This window comes from Pseudoleptotrichia sp., from assembly GCF_057270515.1.
The window spans coordinates 40,801-62,816 of sequence record NZ_DBHIXS010000006.1 but is presented as its reverse complement, the minus strand read 5'-3'; the positions used below and the strand labels follow the sequence as shown (position 1 = coordinate 62,816).

The 22,016-nt window shown below is 30.8% G+C and carries 21 protein-coding genes; 5 read left to right on the top strand and 16 right to left on the bottom strand.

Annotation, left to right across the window (positions count from 1 at the left end):
- Positions 1-33: 33 nt before the first annotated feature.
- From rpe to ACO5J6_RS06030, 4 genes are all read left to right on the top strand, one after another.
- Positions 34-669: a ribulose-phosphate 3-epimerase gene (rpe, locus tag ACO5J6_RS06045; RefSeq protein ID WP_485642724.1), complete on the top strand. Its 636-nt coding sequence runs from the start codon at positions 34-36 to the stop codon at positions 667-669.
- A 162-nt stretch (positions 670-831) separates the two neighbouring features.
- Positions 832-1,494 (top strand): MarR family transcriptional regulator, encoded by a 663-nt coding sequence (locus tag ACO5J6_RS06040; RefSeq protein WP_485642723.1) that lies wholly within the window; start codon positions 832-834, stop codon positions 1,492-1,494.
- Positions 1,495-1,545: 51 nt separating this feature from the next.
- Positions 1,546-3,135: an Rqc2 family fibronectin-binding protein gene (locus ACO5J6_RS06035; RefSeq protein ID WP_485642722.1), complete on the top strand. Its 1,590-nt coding sequence runs from the start codon at positions 1,546-1,548 to the stop codon at positions 3,133-3,135.
- Between the two features lie 93 nt (positions 3,136-3,228).
- Positions 3,229-3,489 (top strand): HPr family phosphocarrier protein, encoded by a 261-nt coding sequence (locus ACO5J6_RS06030; RefSeq protein WP_485642721.1) that lies wholly within the window; start codon positions 3,229-3,231, stop codon positions 3,487-3,489.
- A 148-nt stretch (positions 3,490-3,637) separates the two neighbouring features.
- Here ACO5J6_RS06030 and pyrG read toward each other — a convergent pair whose 3' ends face one another.
- The 9 genes from pyrG to ACO5J6_RS05985 all read right to left on the bottom strand — a co-directional run bounded on the left by pyrG (position 3,638) and on the right by ACO5J6_RS05985 (position 13,038).
- Positions 3,638-5,251: a CTP synthase gene (gene pyrG / locus ACO5J6_RS06025; protein WP_485642720.1), complete on the bottom strand. Its 1,614-nt coding sequence runs from the start codon at positions 5,249-5,251 to the stop codon at positions 3,638-3,640.
- A 295-nt stretch (positions 5,252-5,546) separates the two neighbouring features.
- The gene (locus ACO5J6_RS06020; protein WP_485642719.1) at positions 5,547-6,533 is read right to left on the bottom strand and encodes a class II fructose-bisphosphate aldolase; all 987 of its coding nucleotides are present in this window, start codon (positions 6,531-6,533) and stop codon (positions 5,547-5,549) included.
- 105 nt (positions 6,534-6,638) lie between these two features.
- Positions 6,639-7,346 carry a glycoside hydrolase family 25 protein gene (locus tag ACO5J6_RS06015; RefSeq protein WP_485642718.1) on the bottom strand — a complete coding sequence of 236 codons (708 nt, stop codon included), beginning with the start codon at positions 7,344-7,346 and terminating at the stop codon, positions 6,639-6,641.
- A gap of 28 nt (positions 7,347-7,374) precedes the next feature.
- A complete protein-coding gene (gene serS, locus ACO5J6_RS06010) occupies positions 7,375-8,646 on the bottom strand; it encodes a serine--tRNA ligase (RefSeq protein WP_485642717.1) in 1,272 nt (423 codons plus the stop codon).
- A 71-nt stretch (positions 8,647-8,717) separates the two neighbouring features.
- Entirely contained in the window at positions 8,718-9,581 is an 864-nt protein-coding gene (locus tag ACO5J6_RS06005; RefSeq protein WP_485642716.1) for a hypothetical protein, read from the bottom strand.
- Between the two features lie 52 nt (positions 9,582-9,633).
- Positions 9,634-10,590 (bottom strand): tetraacyldisaccharide 4'-kinase, encoded by a 957-nt coding sequence (gene lpxK / locus ACO5J6_RS06000; protein WP_485642715.1) that lies wholly within the window; start codon positions 10,588-10,590, stop codon positions 9,634-9,636.
- Positions 10,591-10,612: 22 nt separating this feature from the next.
- Entirely contained in the window at positions 10,613-11,518 is a 906-nt protein-coding gene (gene whiA / locus ACO5J6_RS05995) for a DNA-binding protein WhiA (protein ID WP_485642714.1), read from the bottom strand.
- 136 nt (positions 11,519-11,654) lie between these two features.
- Positions 11,655-12,470: a toxin-antitoxin system YwqK family antitoxin gene (locus tag ACO5J6_RS05990; protein WP_485642713.1), complete on the bottom strand. Its 816-nt coding sequence runs from the start codon at positions 12,468-12,470 to the stop codon at positions 11,655-11,657.
- Between the two features lie 70 nt (positions 12,471-12,540).
- On the bottom strand, positions 12,541-13,038 hold the full coding sequence (locus tag ACO5J6_RS05985) for a hypothetical protein (protein WP_485642712.1): 498 nt from the start codon (positions 13,036-13,038) through the stop codon (positions 12,541-12,543).
- Positions 13,039-13,239: 201 nt separating this feature from the next.
- On the opposite strand from ACO5J6_RS05985, the gene ACO5J6_RS05980 reads away from it, so the two are divergent.
- Positions 13,240-13,833 carry a histidine phosphatase family protein gene (locus ACO5J6_RS05980; RefSeq protein WP_485642711.1) on the top strand — a complete coding sequence of 198 codons (594 nt, stop codon included), beginning with the start codon at positions 13,240-13,242 and terminating at the stop codon, positions 13,831-13,833.
- A gap of 189 nt (positions 13,834-14,022) precedes the next feature.
- Here ACO5J6_RS05980 and ACO5J6_RS05975 read toward each other — a convergent pair whose 3' ends face one another.
- The 7 genes from ACO5J6_RS05975 to ACO5J6_RS05945 all read right to left on the bottom strand — a co-directional run bounded on the left by ACO5J6_RS05975 (position 14,023) and on the right by ACO5J6_RS05945 (position 21,953).
- A complete protein-coding gene (locus ACO5J6_RS05975; protein ID WP_485642710.1) occupies positions 14,023-14,160 on the bottom strand; it encodes a hypothetical protein in 138 nt (45 codons plus the stop codon).
- Positions 14,161-14,228: 68 nt separating this feature from the next.
- Complete coding sequence (gene typA, locus ACO5J6_RS05970; protein ID WP_485642709.1) at positions 14,229-16,043, bottom strand: translational GTPase TypA; 1,815 nt, start codon at positions 16,041-16,043, stop codon at positions 14,229-14,231.
- Between the two features lie 132 nt (positions 16,044-16,175).
- Positions 16,176-17,168: an ABC transporter substrate-binding protein gene (locus ACO5J6_RS05965; protein WP_485642708.1), complete on the bottom strand. Its 993-nt coding sequence runs from the start codon at positions 17,166-17,168 to the stop codon at positions 16,176-16,178.
- A gap of 203 nt (positions 17,169-17,371) precedes the next feature.
- Positions 17,372-17,998, bottom strand: a complete 627-nt coding sequence (locus tag ACO5J6_RS05960; protein ID WP_485642706.1) for a DUF421 domain-containing protein — start codon at positions 17,996-17,998, stop codon at positions 17,372-17,374.
- A gap of 97 nt (positions 17,999-18,095) precedes the next feature.
- Positions 18,096-18,539 carry a DUF3290 family protein gene (locus tag ACO5J6_RS05955; RefSeq protein ID WP_485642704.1) on the bottom strand — a complete coding sequence of 148 codons (444 nt, stop codon included), beginning with the start codon at positions 18,537-18,539 and terminating at the stop codon, positions 18,096-18,098.
- Between the two features lie 200 nt (positions 18,540-18,739).
- On the bottom strand, positions 18,740-19,021 hold the full coding sequence (locus ACO5J6_RS05950) for an HU family DNA-binding protein (RefSeq protein ID WP_125235626.1): 282 nt from the start codon (positions 19,019-19,021) through the stop codon (positions 18,740-18,742).
- A gap of 253 nt (positions 19,022-19,274) precedes the next feature.
- On the bottom strand, positions 19,275-21,953 hold the full coding sequence (locus tag ACO5J6_RS05945) for a cation-translocating P-type ATPase (RefSeq protein ID WP_485642702.1): 2,679 nt from the start codon (positions 21,951-21,953) through the stop codon (positions 19,275-19,277).
- Between the last annotated feature and the right edge of the window lie 63 nt (positions 21,954-22,016).

The window sequence follows — 22,016 nt, the reverse complement described above, 5'->3', positions numbered from 1 at the left end:
AATAAAAAAAACAATAATAAAGGCGGTAAATTTATGTCCAAAAAAGTAATTGTAGCACCATCACTGCTTGCTGCTGATTTCAGCGATTTAAGAAATGAAATCGATAAAGTTGAAAAGGCGGGGGCAGAATATCTTCATTTAGATGTAATGGACGGAGCTTTTGTTCCAAATATCAGTTTTGGTGCTCCTGTAATTTCAGCTATAAGAAAACGCAGCAATCTCATTTTTGATGTTCATTTAATGATTGAAAACCCTGACAGATTTATAAAAGATTTTGTCGAGGCAGGAGCGGACATAATAACTGTCCATGTGGAAGCTACAAAACATCTCAACAGAACATTACAATTAATAAAATCATACGGAAAAAAAGTTGGGATTTCTTTAAATCCCTCCACTCCTATTGAAATGATAAAATATGAATTAAAAAACATCGATATGGTACTTATTATGACTGTAAACCCAGGATTTGGGGGGCAGGCCTTTATAGAAAATATGACTGATAAAATAAAAGAATTAAGAACTCTTGATAAAAATATAGATATTGAAGTGGACGGCGGCATTAATGCTGAAACGGGGAAAAAAGTGAAAGAGGCAGGAGCAAATATTTTAGTTGCAGGCTCGTATATATTTAATGGAGATTATAAAGAAAGAATTGACTCCCTGAAATGATTATCAGCTACTAATATTTGTTATTTGTAAAATATTTCATATTAATATTTTCGGATTATCAAAAAATTTATTTATAAATCTATAAAATTTATTTTTTAGTCTGAAATATCTACTGTTGATTACTTTTATAAAAATTCAGAAAAACTATAAATAGGAGGGAAAATGTATTCTAAAATTGAAGCTTTACTTGATGAGTTTTATAAGACTTATTATAAAATTGAAGAAATTAATCTAAATCAGGTTATAAAATGCTTGACTACAACGGAATTACATGTTATTGAAGCAATCGGGGAACAGTCCCTCACAATGAATGAGCTCTCGGAAAAATTGGGGATTACAATGGGGACGGCTTCAGTGGCAGTAAATAAGCTGACAGATAAATATTTTATAGAAAGAAACCGCTCCGAAGACGACAGAAGAAAAGTCTTTGTAAGACTTTCAAAAAAAGGACTTATAGCTTTTAAATATCACGGAAGTTTTCATTCAAATATTCTGGAAAAAATAACGGCTGAAATCTCACAAAAAGATTTAGACACTTTTATCAGCGTATTTCAGTCCATTGTCAATAATTTAAATAAAGTGAAAAAAGAAATTCAGCCCGAAACTATTCTGAGTTTTGAAATCGGTGATACTGTTCAGGTATCTTCCATAAAAGGCAGCCCTGCAATAAAAAAATACCTTAATGAAAAAGGGATTATGTTGAAATCCGTGATTAAAATTCTTGATATTGATAAATATTCTATTATTTTATCTATTAATGGAGAAGAAAAAGTTATAAATATTGACGATGCTACAGATATAATGGTTACAAAAAACTATATTTGATATAACTTTTTTAATTTTTGAATTATTATTTCATATGCAGGAGGAGATTTTATGCTTTATATGGACGGTATTGGAATATCGTTTTTATTAAAAGAAGTGAAAGAAAAAATTTTGAATTATAAACTCACGAAGATTTATCAATATGATAAATCTTCTCTTTCTTTATTTTTCGGCAAAAATAATTTACTGTTTCAGGTAAAAGATAATTCTACTATATTTTATTTGAAAGAAGAAAAGGATTTAAACACTGATTTTCAGTCTAAATTTTTACTTTCGCTAAAAAAATATTTACTAAATTCCATACTCATAAATATTAGACAGGAAGGCTATGACCGTATAGTTTATTTTGATTTTGAAAAGTTGAATCAATTTGGAGATATTGAAAAGTATACTCTTATTTTTGAGATTATGGGGAGAGCGAGCAATATTTTCCTCACATCTGAAAATAAAATACTTTCCGCTCTCTATTTTTCTACTTTTGATGAAGGAAACAGAATTATTATGACAGGAGCGAATTATACTCTTCCCTTTATGGAAAAAAAAATTCTTCCAATATATCTTGAAAAAGAAAATTTTCCTTTCTCTTCTCCTGAAGATTTTATAAATAAAATCGAGGGTGTCGGAAAAATTTTTGCAAAACAATGTTTTTCCGATTATGATATTTTCAAAAAATACATATCTGATTATATTCCTATTATTTACGAAACTGAAAAACAGAAAATCATTACATACAATAAGTTTTCAGAATTTTCTGATAAAAAAATTTCTTCTACAGAATTCAGTAGCCTTAACAGTAGCTTGAATGAATATTTTAAAACTACTATTACTTCCAATGTTATAAATGAAAAAAAGAAAGTTTTACTTAAATATATTGACACTCAAACTAAAAAATTTGAAAAAATATTGAAGAATATAAGCATTGATTTAAATAAAAACAGAAATTATGAAAACTATAAAAGAATAGGAGATATTCTTGCTGCAAATATGCATATTCTGAAACAGGGAATGAGTGAAATAAATGTTTTTGATTTTTATAATAATTCTGAAACGATTATTTCCCTTGACCCTTTATTGTCTCCTAATGATAATTTGAATACCTACTATAATAAATACAATAAAGGAAAACGTACTATTACTGCTCTTAATTCAAGACAACAGGATATTCAGAATGAAATAAAATATCTTGATGAGGTAAAACTTTTCATCGAAAAAGAAACTGATTTTATAGGAATTGAAGAAATTGAAAATGAACTCAGATTTGACAATAGAAAGAAAATCAGATTAAATAAATCCAAAAAACGTGAGTTGCTTTCCTTTGAATATAACGGATTTAAAATTTTTGTAGGACGGAATAACAAAGAGAATGAAGAAATATCTTTTTCCAAAGGAAATACTACGGATATATGGTTTCATGTAAAAGATATTCCGGGAAGCCATGTTTTACTTATAAAAGACAATAAAATTCCTGATGAAGATACAGTAAACTTTGCTGCAAGACTTGCTGCTGAACATTCAAAAGCTTCCAATGGTGATAGAGTAACAGTAGATTACTGCGAAAGAAAATTTGTAAAAAAAATTAAAAATTCTAAGCTGGGAAATGTTACTTATTCAAACTTTAATTCCATAAATATTATTATATAAGCTATATATGATAAAATAATTTATTTTATTGACAAATAGCCAAAACTAATGTAAAATTACTAATATACAAGATATTTTAAGGAGGAAATATAAATGGCAAGTAAAACAGTTGTTATGACAAATCCTACAGGATTGCATACTAGACCGGGTGGGGTATTTGTTGCAAAAGCAAAAGAATTTGAAAGTGATGTTTTTGTTGAACATGACGGAAAAAAGGTAAACGGTAAATCATTATTAAAATTATTATCTATAGGAATAAAAAACGGTTCTGAAATAACTGTATACGCTGAAGGGGCAGATGCCGAGCAAGCAGTCGAAGTTTTAGGAGATTTATTGGCTACAATTAGAGACTAACTTGTCTAAATATTTCAAAAAAGCTGTTTCAAAAGAAAAACTTTAGAAATAATATGAATAAATATATTTCTCATATATTTTATTTCTATCTTCTATTTTTGAGACAGCTTTTTTATTTATTATCTATTATCAATTTTTTATTATTACTCTATTTATTGTTTCTTTTCTTTAATACCGCCTTTATCCAGCCTGTAAACAATGGATGAGGTTTTGTAGGTCTGCTTTTAAATTCAGGGTGATACTGAACTGCCAGAAAATATGGATGTTCTTTGATTTCCACTGCTTCTATATAATTTCCGTCAGGTGAAAGTCCTACAATGTCCATTCCCGCTTTTTCAAACTCTTCTTTATATCTACTATTAAATTCGTATCTATGTCTATGTCTTTCGCTAATTGAAGTTTTTCCGTAAACTTTTGCTGCAAGACTGTCATCTTTCAAAATGCACGGATATGCTCCCAGTCTCATTGTTCCTCCTAAGTCCTCAAGTCCTTCCTGTTCTTCCATAAGGCTTATTATAGGATATTCAGTATCTTTATCAAATTCAGTAGAATTAGCATTTTTATATTCAAGCACATTTCTTGCAAATTCTATCGAAGCCATTTGCATACCGAGACATATTCCAAAAAACGGTATTTTATTCTTTCTTGCGTATTCTATAGCTTGAATTTTTCCTTCTATTCCCCTATCTCCAAAGCCTCCCGGAACAAGTATTCCGTCATAGTTCCCAAGTTTCTCAATGTCAAATTCTCCTGCTTTCAGATAATCTATCTCCACTTTAGTATCAAGGTTAAATCCTGCATGCTCTATTGCCTCATTAATACTGATATAGGCATCCTTCAGCTCAACATATTTTCCTACAACTGCTACTTTTACAAGCTTTTTAGGATTTTTGAATTTCTCTACCATTTTACTCCATGAAACAAGAGCGGGTTTTTTATTTTCAATTTTAAAATGTCTGCATATTACATCTGCAAGTCCCAATCTTTCCATTGTCAGAGGTATTTCATACAATATTTCCGCATCAAGAGATTCAATCACCGCTTCTTCATCTATATCACAGAATATGGATATTTTTTTCTTTATATTCTGATCTACAGGATGTTCACTTCTTACGACGATTACATCAGGGGAAATCCCCAGTCCCTGCAACATCTTCACACTATGCTGTGTGGGTTTTGTTTTGAGTTCTCCTGCCGCTTTTAGATAAGGGAGAAGAGTTACATGGATATAAGCTATATTTTCTCTTCCTACTTCCCTTTTCAGCTGTCTAATGGCTTCTATAAACGGATCGCTTTCTATATCTCCTATAGTTCCTCCTATCTCTGTAATAACTATATCAGAATTACTTTCTTCGGCAGCTTTTATTATATTATATTTGATTTCATCCGTTACATGAGGTACAGTCTGGACAGTTCCTCCTAAAAATTCACCTTTTCTTTCTTTGGAAATTATTTTCGACATAATTCTTCCCGTTGTAAGGTTATTATACTTTGTCAAATCCTCATTTATAAATCTCTCATAATGACCTAAATCCAAATCGGTTTCAGCACCGTCTTCCGTTACAAATACTTCTCCGTGCTGATAAGGACTCATTGTTCCCGGGTCAACATTTATATACGGGTCAAATTTCTGTATAGTTACTTTATAACCTCTTTCTTTGAGCAGTCTGCCTAATGAAGATGCCACAATCCCTTTCCCTAATGAAGAAACAACTCCGCCTGTAACAAAAATATATTTTGTCCTGTCGATTTTTACTCTCATTTTTCCTCCTGTATTTAAATTTTATATTATTTTCTATTTTTAATTATTATCTGATTTTTAAGACTATAAACTTTTTAATAAACACTGTTTTTAAGAGAATTACAACTCGTATGAATAATTTAGACTTTCAAATAAAAAAGATGAAAAAAAAAATTTTCACCTTATTTTGTGATTTTACAGTATTTTGTTTAAATTTATTTTTTAGGAAAACCGCTTAAATCACGGTTTTCCTATTTTTTTAATTTTTTTATATTTCAATTTTATTTGATTGAATTTTTATTGTATTATTTTTTTATTATTTTCTTTCAGTTCCTTTTTTGTAAGCTCCTTCAGCTCCGAATACATCTTTAATTTTTTCTTTGTAGTAATTTTTCATATAATTTTTTGCAGGCCCTAAATATTTTCTCGGGTCAAATTCTCCCGGTTTAGTTGCAAATACTTCTCTGATACCCGCTGTAAAAGCCAATCTTCCGTCAGTATCAACGTTTATTTTAGCTACGGCAGATTTAGAAGCTTTTCTTAATTCTTCATCAGGTATACCGATTGCATCCGCCAACTGTCCTCCATATTGAGTAATCATTTTAACAAACTGTTGAGGTACTCCTGAAGAACCGTGTAACACTATAGGGAAGCCCGGTATTCTTTTTTCAATTTCAGCTAAAATATCTAATCTCAATTTAGGGTCATCTCCCGGTTTAAATTTATGTGCTCCATGAGAAGTTCCTATAGCTATCGCTAATGAATCAACTCCTGTTTTAGATACAAAATCTTCAACTTCATCAGGCTGAGTATAAATGTGTGTATCAGATTTTACATCATCTTCAATCCCTGCTAAAACTCCTAATTCAGCTTCAACCGTAACATCATGCTGATGAGCAAAATCAGCAACTTTTCTTGATTCCGCAACATTTTCATCATATGGATGATGAGAACCGTCGTACATTACTGAAGAAAATCCATATTCTATACAATCCTTAGCTACATCAAAACTTGGTCCATGGTCCAAATGCAATGCTACAGGTATATCTGAACCGGAAGCTTTGACATAAGCTGTTGCAGCTTTAGCCAACCAAGGTAACATTTCTTTCCCGATATAATCTCTCGCCCCTGTAGATACTTGAAGTATTACCGGCGACCCCATTTCAACACATGCTTCAATAATTGCCTGTAACTGTTCCATATTGTTAAAGTTAAAAGCAGGTACTGAATATCCTTCTTTATTTGCTTTTGCAAACATTTCTTTTGTGTTGCTTAATCCTAAATCTTTAAAATGATATTTCATTTTAGCCTCCTAAATATTTATTAAATAGTTTAATACCATTATTTATTACATATTATCAAATTTTTTCAAAAAAATCAATGTAAAATCAAATTTTTTCTAAAAGCCTTATTTTATCCTGCTTTCTTCTATGAGCTGTTCGACCGAATCACCTTTTAATACATTTTTGTCTGTAAATCCCGGTATCCCTTCTACTCTTCCTCTGTTTGAAAACTGCCATATTACCCATCTGTCCTTTTCGGCAATTTCAGGCACAAATTTTATATCTCTTATCCAAACTTTATTTTCAGGAAATTCTCCTTTGACATAAGCTTTATAAGTATAGTAAGTTACGTATATTATTACCCTTTTCTTGTAGTGATTTTCGAGTTTTTCTATCATATCCTTCAACTCTTTTAATACTATTTCCTTAGGATATTTGGTAGGTATTTCCAAATCTATCATTGGCGGCAGAGCTTTGTCATAATCAGGTACTTTGCTTATATAATAATCAGCCTGTGCATTTCCACTGCTAAGCATTGAAAAGAAATGATACGCTCCCACAGTAAAACCGTTTAATCTTGCATTATTCCAGTTATAAAAAAAATCCGTATCAAGGAAATCTTTTCCTTCAGTCGCTTTCATTATTACAAACTTATATTTTTTACTTACTTTTTTCCAATTTATTTTTTCCTGATGATGTGATATGTCAATGCCCTGTATTTTATATAACATGGCAAAGATGTCATTGTGATACAGATATCCTGAAAATTCAAGATAAACTGCTCCACATCCTAAAATTATAAGAAAAAATAATCTTCTAAAAAATTTCTTCATTTTATCTCCTATCCATAGCTTATGGATATTACTTTATAACAGTCAATCCTCCCATATAAGGAACCAAGACTTCGGGTACTTTTATGCTTCCGTCTTCCTGCTGGTAATTTTCCATTATCGCAAGTAATGTCCTTCCTACAGCTAATCCTGAACCGTTTAATGTATGAACAAAATAACTTTTCCCATTTTCTTTGGCTCTATATTTAATCATTGCCCGTCTTGCTTGAAAATCTTCAGTATTTGAGCATGATGAAATTTCCCTGTATTTATCCTGACTTGGCACCCATACTTCTATATCATAAGTTTTTGCAGCACTAAACCCTATATCTCCACTGCACAGTGCGATGACTCTGTATGGCAGTTCTAATTTTTGTAATATTTTTTCGGCATTTGAAACCATTTTTTCCAACTCGTCATAAGAAGTATCAGGATGTACTATTTTTACCATTTCCACTTTGTTAAACTGATGTTGTCTTATAATCCCTTTCAGGTCTTTACCTCCCGAACCTGCTTCTTTTCTATAGCAGGCAGTAAATCCGCAGTAATATTTAGGAAGCTCTTCTTCATCAAGAATTTCTCCATTATGAAGATTTGTCAGGGTAACTTCCGCAGTAGGTATTAGAAATAATTCTTCTCCCTCTATTTTGTACATATCATCTTCAAACTTTGGTAATTGTCCTGTTCCTGTCATTATTTCCCGTTTCGCCATTTGTGGTGTGAGTATCTCTTCAAACCCATGTTCAGATGTGTGAGTATCGAGCATAAAATTTATCAATGCTCTTTCAAGTCTTGCTGCCTGTCTTTTATACACTGTAAATCTTGACCCTGCCAATTTTGAACCTCTTTCAAAATCAAGAATACCCAAATTCACACCTAATTCATCATGCGACTTAGGAGTAAAATCAAATTTTCTCGGTTCTCCCCATTTTCTTATTTCCACATTGTCATCTTCACTTTCTCCCACAGGAGTTGTATCGTGTAATTTATTAGGAATGGTATAAGTAAATTTTACCTGTTTTTCATCTATTTCCGCCAGTTCTTTATCAAGTTCCTTTATTTCTCCGCTGACCCTTTGCATTCTGTCCATTAATTCCGCTGTATCTTTACCTTCTTTTTTGTATTTTCCTATTAATGTACTGGACTCATTTCTTTCTTTTTTTAGCAATTCGACTTTTTGTAATATGTTTCTTCTCTCTTCATCAAGCTTCAACAATCCGTCCAAATCAAAATCGCTTTTTCTATTTTTCAGATATTCTCTCACTTTTTCAGCATTTTCCCTTATATATCTCATCTCAAGCATAATTTCTCTCCTTTTCTTTTTAGTTTTTATTTTTAAATCTATTTATATTTAAATTTATCTATCTAATAAATCTATTCGTTTTCTAAATAATTATATAATATTTTTTTGCTTTCGGATAATTTTTTATATTCTTCATTATCTATTTCATTGCTTGTTTTACTGTTTGTATTGGTATTTTTTTTGACGACTGCACTATTTCCTGTTTTACTCTCTGTCTTTGCTTTATCCATTTGAAATTTTATTTCAGGTATATTATTAATATTATATTTTTCAATAATTTCACTGTATTTTTTCATATAAATTTTTTTATAAAGCAAATCAGTTTTATTTCGGACAAAATATTCAATACTATTTTTACAGGAATAATCTATAAATTCACTTTCCGATTTGACGAAATAATTTATTATGTTTTTTATAATTTCATCCGTATATTTTCTGATTTCATTAAAAGTACCGTCAATATCAAGCATTATTTCGGCAAAAAACGTTTTTACCAGTTTATTACTGTCTGATGATATTAAAGAAAATTTATACATTATTTCAAAAAAAACTTTTCTGTCCCTATGAAACAATTCATTTCCCAATTTTATCGAATGTATTGTATCTTTATTAACTATAGACCGTCTAAAACTTTCTTTCAATTTTTCTTTTTCAAACTTTGACATTCTTTCTATTTTTTTATCTTTTTCCTTATAAGTATGAAAAAACTCTTCCTTTATCCGACTTTCTATTTGATTTTTTATTGAGCTGTTCTCTGTCTGAAAAAATATATAAGCCATTTCCTGAATAAAAGACGGCTCTTTTTTAATTATTTCAAACTTTTCATCTATTGTAAAATATTTTCTTTTCTCAAAATGATTTCCATATGTTTCTATAAATTCTGAAAATGTTTTAATACCAGAGAATATAGGATTTTGATTTTTACTTTTTTCCAACAGTGTATCTCCTTCCAAGTTTTCTTCTTAATTAATAATTTTACTACTTTTTCTAAATTATTTCAAACTCCATTTTCAGAATGAGTAAATTTTCTATATTTTTATTTATTTTCACTATGTCTTTTTCAGTAGTTATTATATAATCATATTTTTTACTTTCGGTACATATTTCTTCTATCTCTTCATTACTGTAAAAATGGTGGTCAACAAATTTTATTTCGTCAATCTTATTCGGTTTCAGTTTTTTTACAGTATTGTAAAAAATCTTAGGATTTGCAATGGAAGAAAATATCATCACTTTTTTATCTTTTATTTCATTCAAAGGAAAATTTTTCTTTTCAAGATTATAAAAATATCCTTCCTTGAATGTCGCAACGGAAACAGGTTTTTCATATTTTTTTATTTTATTTATTATGAAACTTATGATGTCCTCTTTTACATAATTGCTCTTAGTAATTATAATTTCATCCGCTCTTTTAAGGCTGCTTATCGATTCACGTAACCGACCTTTTGGCAAATATTCATCTCCGCCAAAAGGATTTGTAGCATCTATCAATATAATGTTCCTGTCCTTTTTCAGCTTTCTGTGCTGAAAACCGTCATCCATTACAATAATATCGACTTTACAATTATCTCTTAAATAAACTGCCCCTTCATATCTGTTTTTAGAAACTACTACCGGAACTTTAAGGTTTAATGCATGAAGATATGCTTCATCTCCTGATTCTAAAGGAGTGGCAAATATTTCTTTACCGTCTGTAACAAGCATAGGTTCTTTATTTCTTTTTCCTTTATATCCTCTACTTAAAACTCCGACTTTTTTTCCTTCGTCTAAATACTTTTTTACAAAATACTGAACTGCTGGTGTTTTCCCCGAACCTCCCGCAACTATATTTCCAATGCAGATGATTTCTACATTTTCTACTTCTCTTATTTTCAGTATTTTCCAGTCATACAGTTTATTTCTAATAAAAACTGCAAAACCATATATTAAAGATAAAAATTTCATTTTTTCACCTTTTTCCTCATTTTTAGCTTTTTTCTTTCAAGCCTGTATAAATCTGTTCAAGTCTGCGAAATCTGTTCCTTATTCCCGATTTGGAAACTTCCATTAAATCAGCCAGCTCTTGGAGCGACATTTCTTCATTCTCCAGCCTCGCTTTGGCAGTTTCTCTTAAAATGTCCGACAGTTCCGACAATCCCATTTCACTATCAATATATTTTATCATTTTTATCTGTTTTTCTGAAGTTGATAATTTTTTTGCTTCATTGGCAATTTCCCAGTTCATATTTCTGTTTATTTTATTTCTTATTTCTTTATTGATAGTTACTTCTTCAAATTCAAAAAATGATGTAATCCCGCCGATAAGAAAAATGATATCCAATATATCTTCAGAATTTCTAAGATAAACAAGGCTTTTCATCTTTTTATCGGTCTGGAAAACTTTTTTTCCCATTTGTTTGAACAAATAATAAAGAAAAGTAGCCGAATCTTCCGTATCTATGAAAAAATCAAGAGCATAGCCTTTTTCGGGAGACTTTATATAGCCGCAGCTTATAAAAAATCCCCTTATTATTCCTGCAAGCTGATATTCCGTTTTTTCTTCTGAAAAATTTTTATATGAAAACAGTTTTTTCAAGAGTTCATTGTATTCAAGTTTATTTTTTTTTGTAACAGCAACCCTGATTTCATATACTTTATGAGCTCCCAGTTTATTACTGATAGAATATTTTAGAAAAATATCAGTATTTATTACAGACTTTAAATTTGAATATACTCTTTTTGCCAATGATACATTTTCAGTGGTGAAATTTATTCCCTTTTCAGTTATTGTATTTTTAGAAATAAAAATTCCGAAAAGTTCGGCATAAATCTCTTCCTGATTTTCAATTTCTTTATTAAAAATTTCCCTTTTTAATGTTGCCGAAAAGGACATATTCCCTCCACTTCCGCTTTTTATAATATTTTTGTATTTATATTACTTACATACTTTACTTCAAATTTTTTTATATAATTTAGAGAATTTAGAGAAAAAGAGAAAATATAATAAAAGAAAATTAATCTCAATGATTTTAATAATTTACTTTATTTAAAATATTTCCCGCACCGTCATAAAAGTTCCATGTGCCTTTTCTTCTGTTTTCTTCTATTTTTCCTTCAAAGCTGACAGTTCCATTTTGATTATATCCTTTTACATTGCCCTCTCTTCCATTTATATCGGCTTCATAAAAAGGTGTTCCATTTTCATAATAGACTGTCATTTTACCGTTCACTTCATCATTCGTATAGTTTATGACAGACTTTTTTACTCCATTTGAAAACCATTCAGTGAAAACTCCTGTTTTTTCACCATTTATATATTCTCCGCTTTTTCTTCTGTTTCCGTTGGAATAATATTCGTTCCATGAACCGTCAAGCTTGTTATTCTTATAGTTTCCAACAATTTCTTTTGTTCCTGCACTCGCGTAATAAGAAATATATTGCCCGTTCAGTTCATCGTTTTTAAATTCATAACTTTTCCATAACAATCCGCTTTCAGTGTAGATTTTCCACAATCCTTCTTTTTTACCATTGTTATATTTACCTGATGTAAACATACTTCCATTACTGTAATATTCGTTATATTGCCCGTCAAGAGTTCCATTTTTCAGATTTATATCAAGCATTCTCCCGCCCTCGTCATGAATTTTAAAATTTCCTGAACTTGTTATTTCGTATGTCAAATCTCCTACTCTCTTGATTTTCAGATTATCATTTTCTGTCTGAACATAATTTGTAAGATAAATCTTATCAAAATGTACCCTATAATTGGCAAATATATCCTGTCCATAGGAGTTTATGGACATCAAAAATAATGATGCCGTTAAAATGATATAATTTTTTTTCATTATATGAATCTCCTTTTAGCCTAATATATCTTTATATGTCTTTTACTAATGTATTTTCTAAGCATAACTTTTAATTTGCTGATTTATCCAGCCATAAAAGATGTTCTTTTATTCTTTTTTGAATATTATCATCAACTTTTTTCGCATTTCTTTCTTTCAAAAATTCTTCCAGCTGCTTTGCAGTCAATGACTCGTATACCATTCTTTCATATTTTTCCCCCTCTTTTTCATAGCTTCCCGGTTGAGCGGAAAAATAAGTGAAAAATACTTTGTCAAATTCTTTTGTTATATTTTCAAGTTTAGGATAACCGTCTTTATCATAATAACTTGGAGAAACTGCTTTCAGATAGCTGTATGCAACTTTGTATTTATCTCCGTCTTTAAGTACATGAATTATATAATTTGTATCTTCCCAGTTATCACCGTTCATTTCAAATCTGAAATTTGCAGGCATTTTTTTATTAGTATTATAAATTACTGCCTGAGGTGAGTTAAATTCTTTACTATCAAACGGGAATGAAATCACTCCTATCACAAATATTAAAACTGTTATTATTTTTTTTAGCATTTAAGCCTCCTTGATATTACATTTTTCAATTTTTCTATTTTTTATATTATTAAGTATTGTACCATTAAAACCTTTAAAAATCAATATTTATACAGATGTACATTTTTAATATATTTGCAAGCCGTAGTTTTCTTTTTATAATTTTTATAGTATAATAGATAAAATAGAAATATATGAATATCATATCTCAAGGAGAAAAAAATGAAAAAGACACTTTATTTAATGAGACATGGACAGACATTATTCAATTTAAGAAAAAAAATCCAAGGTGCATGCGATTCACCTCTGACTGATGAGGGAAAAAGACAGGCTAAAATTGCAGGTCTATATTTCAAGGAAAATAACATCATTTTTGACCATGCCTACTCATCTACTCAGGAAAGAGCAAGTGATACTCTCGAAATAGTAACGGATTATAAAATGCCTTATGAAAGGTTGAAAGGAATTAAGGAATGGAATTTCGGTGTATTTGAAGGCGAAAGTGAAGATTTAAATCCTCCTCACAAACTAAATGAAAGAAGTTTTGGAGATTTTTTCGTGAAATTTAAAGGAGAATCTGAAAAACAGGTATCCGAAAGAATGACTAAAGCTCTCATAGATATAATGGAAAGAGAAAGTCATAAAAAAGTTCTTGCTGTCAGCCATGGTGCTGCATGCTATGCCTTTATGCTTAAATATGCCCCTGATTTCCCTTTTAGTGGTATTCCTAACTGCTCTATCTTCAAATATGAATATGAGAACGGAAATTTTAATCTCATAGAGCTGATTAAACATGATTTTAGCAAAGAAATATAGTTTTATATTTAATCTCAAATTGTATTTTATTTAAGATAAAAAAGATTGGAGTATTTCCAATCTTTTTTTATTTGAAAAACGATTTTTTTTAATTTGTTCTATATAACATATATTTCAAGTTCTTCTAAAAAATATAATATTTTAATTTTCGTGATTTATTACAGCCTCTTTTTATACTTTTTTCAGACTTTAATATTTTTTTTCTTCTTTTTCAGTTATTTTTTCATCTTCTTCTATTTCTTCAAGCTTTTCAGTTACTAAATTTTTTATAAAATCACTACCATACTTAAATATTTCATTAAACTGTTTTATAATTTTCAACTTCATATTCAAATTTTATTATAAAAAAATTATTAACAATAGAATTATTTTATTTTTATATTTTATATAAATTATCAATTTTTTGAATTTTCGTATTTTCTTCTCTCAAGTCCGCTCAAATATTTTTTTCTTAATCTTATATTATTAGGCGTTATTTCTACTAATTCATCATCGGCGATATATTCCAAAGCGAGTTCCAATGTAAATTCTTTAGGAGGAGCCAATTTCAATGCATCATCACTTCCGGCGGCTCTCATATTTGTGAGTTTTTTTCCTTTACATACATTTACTACAAGGTCATTTTCCCTTGAATGTTCTCCGACTATCATCCCTTCATATACTTCGACTCCCGGTCCTATAAACAGTATTCCTCTCGGCTGTAGATTGTTTAGTGAATATCCGATACTTGTTCCTGCTTCGAGAGCTACAAGTACACCTTTTCTTCTGCCTGTAATATCTCCCTTATACGGTTCATATTCAAAGAATGAGTGATTTAATATCCCTGTACCTCTTGTTTCGGTCAGAAACTCATTTCTAAATCCTATAAGTCCTCTCGACGGTACTTTGAACTCCAGTCTTGTATAACCGTCGCTTCCTTGTGCCATATTCAGCATTTCACCTTTTCGCAAACCTATTTTTTCTATAACTACCCCGACAAATTCATCAGCAACATCGATTATAGCAAGCTCTATCGGTTCCATTTTTACGCCATTTTCTTCTTTATAGATTACTTCAGGTTTTGATACTGCCACTTCATATCCCTCACGTCTCATATTTTCGAGCAATATGGACAATTGAAGCTCCCCTCTTCCTTTCACTGTAAATGCGTCAGGAGAGTCGGTCATTTCCAGACGCATACTCACATTATGATTTACTTCCTTAGTCAGTCTTTCGAGAAGATTTCTCGACGTTACGTATTTCCCGTCTTTTCCTGCAAAAGGAGAATCGTTTACTAAAAAAGTCATCGCTAATGTAGGTTCATCTATATCTATCAACGGTAACGCCCTTGGAGTTTCTTTATCCGCGACAGTTTCTCCTATGTCTATTTTTTCTATTCCTCCGATAGTTACTATATCTCCTGCAACAGCTTCATCCATTTCAATTTTTTTTAATCCGTCATACCCATAAATTCTTGAAACTTTACCATTTACAAGTTCTCCGTCTCTTTTTATCAAAACAACATCCTGATTTTTCTTTATTTTACCGTTATAAATTCTCCCTGTTCCTAATTTCCCCACATATTCATCATATTCAGTATTAGTAATAAGCATTTGCAGAGGCTCATTTTCATCTCCGTCAGGGTCTTCGACGTGTTTCAGTATCATTTCATACAGAGGTTTCATATCCCTGTCCTCATCATCGATATCTATTTTTGCAAATCCGTTTTTCGCAGAAGCATACACTACAGGAAAATCCAGCTGTAAATCATTGGCTCCTAAATCTACAAACAAATCAAACACCGAGTCCACAACTCCGTCAGGGTCCGAGTTCGGTCTGTCTATTTTATTTATTACTACTATAGGTCTTAATCCATGTTCAAGAGCCTGTTTTAATACATATTTTGTCTGAGGCATTACTCCTTCAAAAGCATCCACAAGTAATAATACGGAATCCACCATTTTCAGTATTCTTTGAACTTCCCCTCCAAAGTCCGCATGCCCCGGTGTATCCACTATATTTATCTTGTATCCCCCGTAATGAATGGACGCATTTTTAGAAAATATTGTAATCCCCCTTTCCCTCTCCAAGTCATCACTGTCCATTACTCTTTCATCTATTTTTTCGTGTTCCCCAAATGTACCTGACTGTTTCAGTAAAGCGTCGACAAGTGTCGTTTTCCCATGGTCGACATGGGCTATAATCGCTATATTTTTAATTTTGCTGCTCATTTTATCTCCTTTATTTATTTCGTGATTATTATTATAGCATACTTTGAGTAAAAACAGAAAATTTTTTACAGATAATTAAAATATCTTTACAAATTCCTTTTATTTTTCAGGAATAAGTAAAGATATTATTTATTACTTTTTCTTGTCTTCAGTAAATGTAGCTTGTTTTAATATTTCATCAGGAACTTTTATTCCTAATTCTTCCATATTTTTTTTGTTTATTTCTATTCTCAGATTTGTTACTGTTTCAATAGGAATATCCGAAGGCTTTTTCCCGTTTCTCAATATTTCCACAGCTATCTCACCTGCTCTGTAGCCTATATCATAGTCGGTAGTCCCCTGTGAAACAAAGCCTCCTCTGTCCGAATAGACATCGTTTGTACCAAATATAGGTACTTTAGCAAGGTTCATAACATCAAGTAATGTCAAAAAATACGAAGAAACTGTATTATCCTGTATTGCATAATAGATATCGACCTGCTTTGAAAGTATATTTGCAGCAGTAACAAGTTCCGTACCGCTTGTTATTGCTTTATCTATCACTTCAAATCCTTTTTCAGGAGCTAATTTTTTCAAATTATTCAATTCGAAAACCGAATTTTGTTCAGATGAATTATAAATTATACCTATTTTCTTAGCTTTCGGAAATAATTGTCTCATCAACTCAAGATTTTCATTAATCGGAGCAGCTCCGCTCGTACCTGTCAAATTGGGTATGCCGATTAACCCTGCACTCTTAGGGTCTGTAACCCCTGCTATAACTATTGGAATATTTTTTATCTGGTTCTTTGCCGCTTGTGATGTCGGTGTAGTTATTGCATACACCAAATCTTTATTGTCAGCATTAAACTGCTGCATTATTATTGTTTGTGTAGGTATTTCACCATTTGCTATTTTATCATCAAAATCTGCCTTAATTCCGGCTTTTGCCAATGCATCCTTAAATCCCTGTTTTGATTTGTTTAGTGCCGGGTGGTCTACTATCTGGGATACTCCAATTTTATAAACTTTCTCGTTTTTCTGAGTTTCTTCAACTTTTTCTTTTTCATTTCCCTTATTTCCACATGACACCAACGTGCCTCCTAACATACCGAATAACAGTACACCTCTCATAATTTTTTTCATCTGAATCATCCTCCTAAAATTTTTTTGTTTTTTATTATAACATATTTTTTTATAACTAAAAACTATTTCTTGGCTTTTTTATATTCATATATTTTATTTATATTATCTATTTTTTATATTATTTCATTATTTCTTTACATATTATTTTTTTATCATTTAATTCCTAATTTATTATTTATTCTCTGTTTATTCGTAATAATTTTTTATTTATGTACGATGAACAAATCATCATTGGAGATTTCTGCAAGAAATACACCTTCTATATTTTTTATTCCTTTTTTTCCAAGTTTTTCCATAACCCATTCCAAATTTTTTCCTGAATGTAACAAATTATTTTCCTGTACTTTTCCTTCGGCTATAACTACTAATCCATATTCATCCTCTTTTTTAATTACAGTTATCTGTCCATTAGATTCAAGAAATGCACCCTCAATATCTGAAACTTTATACACGCCTTTCATTCTTACTTTTGTATAAAAATCAGCCACAGTCATACTTGCTTTTGTAAAATTTTCTGTTATAATCTGACCGTTTTTTACAAGGGATATTACCTGACCGTCAATTATATTTTTTACTCCCGTACTCGTTGTTTTCAGGAAATTTATGGCTGTCATAAGTACTCCCCATATTAATAATACTATTAAAAACTGTACTATTGTAATAGCAGGATTATAAATAACTCCTCCTATAATTCCTCCTAAAACATAGTTCCCTATCTGGTCGCCTGTAGATAGGGGAGCCAGTTGACCTTTACCGTTAAGATTCATAAATAGGACTAATGCTGTAAATCCTATTGTCAATTTTATTGCTATAGATATTATAAATGACATTTTTTACTCCTTTCATCATGGGTTTTTATTATATACCCAATTTTCAATATATTTTGAAATCCATTTTCGTTTTTTAATTTTCAATTTTTTGTATATCTTATTTATCAAGTATCTTAATATCATCCACATATGGTACTGCCATCTCTTCCACAAGTATACTGTTATCTACCCAATGTATCTGATAAAACTTATCTTTAATCTTATATACGGTATGTTCTGTTATTTCTTTTGTATTGACATATATTTCATTTTCCGATACATTAAATTTTTCAGAAAGTCCTCTGATTACACTTGCAGTATTTTTATAGATTTTCTCCTGATTGTTTTTATCCTGAAATTCGCTCATTTTTAACAATCCGAAAAGTATTACCAATATTAGAGCAAGTAAGCTTAACTGTTTTTCTTTTACAGTTATACTCCCTTTGAACCAACGTGTCAGTATAAAGACGAGAAATATGACTATCGCAAACAATACTGCAACCAATAATTTGTCTGTAATAAGTCTACTGTTTTCAAGATAACTTTGACTGTAAAACTCCATTTTTCCTCCTTAAATATTCAATTATTATTTTATTCGGGTTATTCTACTATATAATAAAAAAAATATCAATACTTTAAAAAATTATTTATAAAAAAAGAGACGTACATAGACGTCTCTTATAAGAATATGTTTCTAAAAATTTTTCAATCTTTATTGTCAAATATTGTCAAATTTTCTGAAATATATTCTTTTTTAAATTATTATTTTCCTTTTGCAACTTTGTCAGCTAATTTTTTACCAACTTTAAATTTAACTACTTTTTTAGCTGCTATTTTGATTTCTTTCCCTGTCTGAGGATTTCTTCCTTTTCTTGCAGCTCTTTTTTGTACTCCGAATGTTCCCCATCCAACGAATTGAACAGTTTCTCCTTTAGATAAAGATTTTTCAACAGTTCCTAAAAACTCATTTACTAATTCTTCAGCTCTTTTTTTAGTTTCTCCTGTTGCTTTTGCATAAGCTTCAACAAATTCTTTTTTTGACATTTTATTTCCTCCTAAATATTTTAAGTTGTTATTTATGAACATATAAATACAACTTTATACCAGTATTTTAACCTTTTTTTTGAATTTGTCAAGTAAAAATCTTGTTTTATTTGAATTTTTAATTAAAAATAAATTTTTTATTTATCAAATTTATATTTAAAATTTTGATTTTTTAAAAATAATTATAGTTAGAAATTCTGTATTTACTATATTTTTCTCTTTTTTTAAATTTTACTCCAAATTTATTCAAAACTTATTTTTTCATTTTTCTTGAGATGATTTTTATAACTTCATTTACTAAAAACGGAATTAATGCAAATATGAATACTATATCCCAATCTGCAAATGATAACTGAGTAACTTTAAATATTCGAGCAATGGAAGGTATTGATATTAACCCCACTTGTAAGACTATTCCGACTATTATAGATAAAATCAGAAACTTATTTTTAAAGAAACCTACTTCAAATATAGTTTTTTTACTGTTTCTCATAGTCAAAGAATAAAACAGCTGAGATATGGTCAATACTATAAATGCCATTGTTCTACCGTATGTCAGAACTTTTATAGCTTCTTTGCTTTCGTTATTAATCAGTTCATTTATTCCAAAACCGTGTTCACTAACTCCTATGTAAAATGCCGCCAAAGTCAAAATCCCTATGAGTATTCCCGCTATTGCGGCTCTATATCCTGCACCCTCTGAAAAGAAACTTTCTTTAGGATTTCTCGGCTTTCTTTTCATTACGTCCTTATCTCCCGGGTCTATTCCCAATGAGATTGCAGGCAACGTATCCGTTACAAGGTTTATCCATAACAATTGTATTGCTACTAAAGGTAGTGGCCAATTAAACAGAGTTGCTATAAATACACATATTACTTCTCCCAGATTACATGACAAAAGAAACATTATCGTTTTCTTTATATTGTTATATATGTTTCTTCCTTCTTCTATAGCATGAACGATAGTGGTAAAATTATCATCTGTCAGTATCATATCGCTCGCACCTTTGGAAACATCAGTTCCCGTTATCCCCATAGCCACACCTATGTCGGCAAATTTCAGCGACGGTGCGTCATTTACTCCGTCTCCTGTCATTGATACTATATTTCCCTTATCTTTGAATGCTTTTACAATTTTTACTTTATGTTCAGGAGAAACTCTTGCAAATACTCTGTATTTATTAATATCCTGTGCGAACTGCTCATCAGAAATAGCGTCTATCTCTGCTCCCGTCAAACTCTGACTTATATCTGTAGCAATACCCAGTTCTTTTGCAATGGCTACCGCTGTATTTTTATGGTCTCCTGTAATCATAATCGGGGTTATCCCCGCTTTTTTAGCTTTAGAAATGGAATCTTTCACTTCTATTCTTGGAGGATCTATCATTCCTACAATTCCTACTACTACAAGATTTTTTTCCATTTCTTCTGCCGGAATTATCTTTTCTGTATCTTTAAATGCCACTCCCAATACTCTCAGAGCATCATTTGACATTTCCTCGGCAACTTTAAGTATTTCCTCTTTCATTTTTTCAGTTAGAGGGATAATCCGCCCGTTCATAAATATTCTATCAGCTTTAGTAAGAATATTATCAATCGCTCCTTTTGTATGAACTCTGTATCCATTTTCTTCTTCATTTAGTGTGGACATCAGTTTTCTGTCAGAGTCAAAAGGATTTTCTCCTACTCTTTTATATTCGGCATTCAATGTATTCTTTTCGAGATTGAATTTATTACCTAAAACTATCAGAGCTACTTCCGTAGGGTCTCCTATACTTTGTCCATTATCAATAGAAGCGTCCGAGCAGAGTACAAAAGATTTTATCAGCTCTTTTTCATCTTTATCCGCTTCAAAATTTCCACTTTCTGACGAAACTTCTTTTATCTTGCCGGGAGTATACATTTTTACCACTGTCATTTTGTTCTGTGTCAGTGTTCCTGTCTTATCGGAACAGATTATATTTACTGCACCTAATGTTTCTACAGCAGGGAGCTTTCTGACAATGGCATTTATCTTGGACATTCTTGTTACTCCCATAGAAAGGACTATGGCAACTATCGCTACAAGTCCTTCAGGTATCGCTGCAACTGCCAGACTTATCGCAGTCATCAGCATATCAATCCAGTTTCTCCCTTGAAATAATCCTATTATAAATATGAATATACAGATACCTATTGCCATATATCCTAATGTTTTTCCAAGTTCATCAAGTTTTATCTGTAAAGGTGTCAGTGTGTTTTCATCTTCATCAAGTATTTTTGCTATTTTTCCTATTTCCGTATCCATTCCCGTGGCTACAACAACGCCTTCTCCTCTTCCGTAAGTTGCCATTGTAGACATAAATGCCATATTTTCTTTATCTCCTACAGATATTTTAGTATCTTCCGTAATGAAATCGGCATTTTTTTCGGCAGGAACAGACTCCCCCGTCAAAGCTGATTCTTCTATCTGCAAATTTGCACTTTCAATAAGTCTTATATCTGCGGGAATAAAACGTCCTGCGTCAATTATGATTATATCTCCGGGTACTAAATCTTCAGAGTTTATTTCCAATATTTCTCCATTACGTCTGACTGCACTTTTGGGCGTTGTCATCTGCTGTAATGCTTCGAGTGCCTTTTCAGCTTTGGACTCCTGAACTACTCCGACAACGGCATTTATAAATACAACAGCTAAAATAATTATCGCATCCGTTACCCCTTCCAGTCCATGAGCTACAATATTGATTACTGCCGCCCCTATAAGTACATAGATAAGAACATCCTGCAATTGACCTAAAAACAGCTGAAAAATACTTTTTTTAGGCTTTCCTTTTAATTTATTCTGCCCGTATTTTTCAAGTCTGTTATTTACTTCTTCTGTTGTCAGACCTGTTTTAGGATCTGTATTCAGTTCTTTCAGTACTTCTTCCTGTGATTTTGTAAACCACATCTCGTCCACCTCTTTCTTTATTCTTTCTTTATAACTTTTATTTCTTTTTTTGTAATGTTATTA

Bases quoted from the DNA above. Each gene is read 5' to 3' on its own strand.
- ACO5J6_RS05955 (WP_485642704.1), bottom strand. From the start codon at position 18,539: ATGGAGTTTTACAGTCAAAGTTATCTTGAAAACAGTAGACTTATTACA.
- ACO5J6_RS06035 (WP_485642722.1), top strand. From the start codon at position 1,546: ATGCTTTATATGGACGGTATTGGAATATCGTTTTTATTAAAAGAAGTG.
- ACO5J6_RS05945 (WP_485642702.1), bottom strand. From the start codon at position 21,953: ATGTGGTTTACAAAATCACAGGAAGAAGTACTGAAAGAACTGAATACA.
- serS (WP_485642717.1), bottom strand. From the start codon at position 8,646: ATGCTTGAGATGAGATATATAAGGGAAAATGCTGAAAAAGTGAGAGAA.
- ACO5J6_RS05980 (WP_485642711.1), top strand. From the start codon at position 13,240: ATGAAAAAGACACTTTATTTAATGAGACATGGACAGACATTATTCAAT.
- ACO5J6_RS05950 (WP_125235626.1), bottom strand. From the start codon at position 19,021: ATGTCAAAAAAAGAATTTGTTGAAGCTTATGCAAAAGCAACAGGAGAA.
- ACO5J6_RS06015 (WP_485642718.1), bottom strand. From the start codon at position 7,346: ATGAAGAAATTTTTTAGAAGATTATTTTTTCTTATAATTTTAGGATGT.
- ACO5J6_RS06020 (WP_485642719.1), bottom strand. From the start codon at position 6,533: ATGAAATATCATTTTAAAGATTTAGGATTAAGCAACACAAAAGAAATG.
- rpe (WP_485642724.1), top strand. From the start codon at position 34: ATGTCCAAAAAAGTAATTGTAGCACCATCACTGCTTGCTGCTGATTTC.
- ACO5J6_RS05990 (WP_485642713.1), bottom strand. From the start codon at position 12,470: ATGAAAAAAAATTATATCATTTTAACGGCATCATTATTTTTGATGTCC.
- ACO5J6_RS05960 (WP_485642706.1), bottom strand. From the start codon at position 17,998: ATGTCATTTATAATATCTATAGCAATAAAATTGACAATAGGATTTACA.
- ACO5J6_RS05965 (WP_485642708.1), bottom strand. From the start codon at position 17,168: ATGAAAAAAATTATGAGAGGTGTACTGTTATTCGGTATGTTAGGAGGC.
- lpxK (WP_485642715.1), bottom strand. From the start codon at position 10,590: ATGAAATTTTTATCTTTAATATATGGTTTTGCAGTTTTTATTAGAAAT.
- ACO5J6_RS06030 (WP_485642721.1), top strand. From the start codon at position 3,229: ATGGCAAGTAAAACAGTTGTTATGACAAATCCTACAGGATTGCATACT.
- ACO5J6_RS05985 (WP_485642712.1), bottom strand. From the start codon at position 13,038: ATGCTAAAAAAAATAATAACAGTTTTAATATTTGTGATAGGAGTGATT.
- ACO5J6_RS05975 (WP_485642710.1), bottom strand. From the start codon at position 14,160: ATGAAGTTGAAAATTATAAAACAGTTTAATGAAATATTTAAGTATGGT.
- typA (WP_485642709.1), bottom strand. From the start codon at position 16,043: ATGAGCAGCAAAATTAAAAATATAGCGATTATAGCCCATGTCGACCAT.
- whiA (WP_485642714.1), bottom strand. From the start codon at position 11,518: ATGTCCTTTTCGGCAACATTAAAAAGGGAAATTTTTAATAAAGAAATT.
- ACO5J6_RS06040 (WP_485642723.1), top strand. From the start codon at position 832: ATGTATTCTAAAATTGAAGCTTTACTTGATGAGTTTTATAAGACTTAT.
- pyrG (WP_485642720.1), bottom strand. From the start codon at position 5,251: ATGAGAGTAAAAATCGACAGGACAAAATATATTTTTGTTACAGGCGGA.